3 protein-coding genes are annotated in these 1,037 nt (G+C 60.8%); all 3 read left to right on the forward strand.

Annotation, left to right across the window (positions count from 1 at the left end):
* Positions 1-297: phosphoribosyltransferase family protein (locus KUL93_RS11240; protein ID WP_283249640.1), on the forward strand; the 297-nt coding region annotated here is incomplete at its 5' end.
* Positions 298-366: 69 nt separating this feature from the next.
* A complete protein-coding gene (locus KUL93_RS11245) occupies positions 367-702 on the forward strand; it encodes a DUF1840 domain-containing protein (RefSeq protein ID WP_217127124.1) in 336 nt (111 codons plus the stop codon).
* Positions 703-720: 18 nt separating this feature from the next.
* On the forward strand, positions 721-1,037 hold a 317-nt coding region (locus KUL93_RS11250; RefSeq protein ID WP_217127125.1), incomplete at its 3' end, for an Rpn family recombination-promoting nuclease/putative transposase.

The raw sequence follows: 1,037 nt of genomic DNA on the forward strand, positions 1-1,037 counted from the left end.
CACTGGCGCGTCGAGCCCACCGCAGCGGCAGCCGGTCGCCACGTGCTGGTGCTTGATGACATTCTCGACGAAGGCCACACGCTTGCGGCGATCCTCGAGCGGTTGCAAGCCGAAGGAGCGGCAAGCGTTTCGCTGGCGGTGCTCTGTGACAAACAGCACGACCGCAAAGCGCGTCCGGGGTGGAAAGCCGACTTCACGGGACTGGAAATACCGGATCGCTTCGTTTTCGGTTTCGGGATGGACTACAAAGGGTATTGGCGCAACGCACCCGGCATTTACGCGGTCAAAGGGCTGTAGCACGGGCGGAAGTTCCCGTTGCAAGAGGGAATTTTGGCTCCGGTCACGTTCCCCTCCAGGAGATGTGCGATGCAAACCGAACCGTTGTTGATCACTTTTCGTTCGGACGCCGATGCGGACGTGATCATGTACCGCAAACATGCCGAACCGATCCTAAAATTGCTCGGCAAGGAGCCCGATCGCGGCATCCTCACGCCGCAACAGTTGCCCGAAGCGATCGCGAAGCTAGAGGCCGCGTGCGCAGCAGACCGCGAACGGGAGCGGCAGCAGTTGGCGGCACTCGAAGCGGACGCCGATGCCAGCGGCAAGCCAATGCCCGTGGGGTTTCACCAACGGGCGTGGCCGCTCCTCCAGATGATGAAGCACGCGCTTGCGGAGCACAAACCGGTCGTGTGGGGGGTGTGAAGCCGTCATTGTCACGCCATGACCCAAGAACACGACACCGGCTACAAGCTCCTTTTTGCCCATCCCGAGATGGTGCGCGATCTGCTCATCGGGTTCGTTCCCGAGCCTTGGGTGCAGACGCTCGACTTTTCGACTCTCGAGCGGGTAAACGCCAGCTACGTCTCAGAGAAAGGCGATGCGCGCCACGAGGATATGGTCTGGAAGGTGCGCTTCGAGAACCATTGGCTCTATGTCTATCTCTTGTTGGAGTTCCAGGCGCAGCCAGACCGCTGGATGGCGCTGCGCATGCTCGTCTATCTTGGGCTCCTCTATCAGGATCTGGTGCGCCGCAACGA

It is taken from the genome of Hydrogenophilus thiooxidans (assembly GCF_019049855.1).
GTDB lineage: Bacteria > Pseudomonadota > Gammaproteobacteria > Burkholderiales > Rhodocyclaceae > Hydrogenophilus > Hydrogenophilus thiooxidans.

Excerpts from the sequence above, each read along its gene's own strand:
- KUL93_RS11245 (WP_217127124.1), top strand. The coding sequence starts at position 367 with ATGCAAACCGAACCGTTGTTGATCACTTTTCGTTCGGACGCCGATGCG.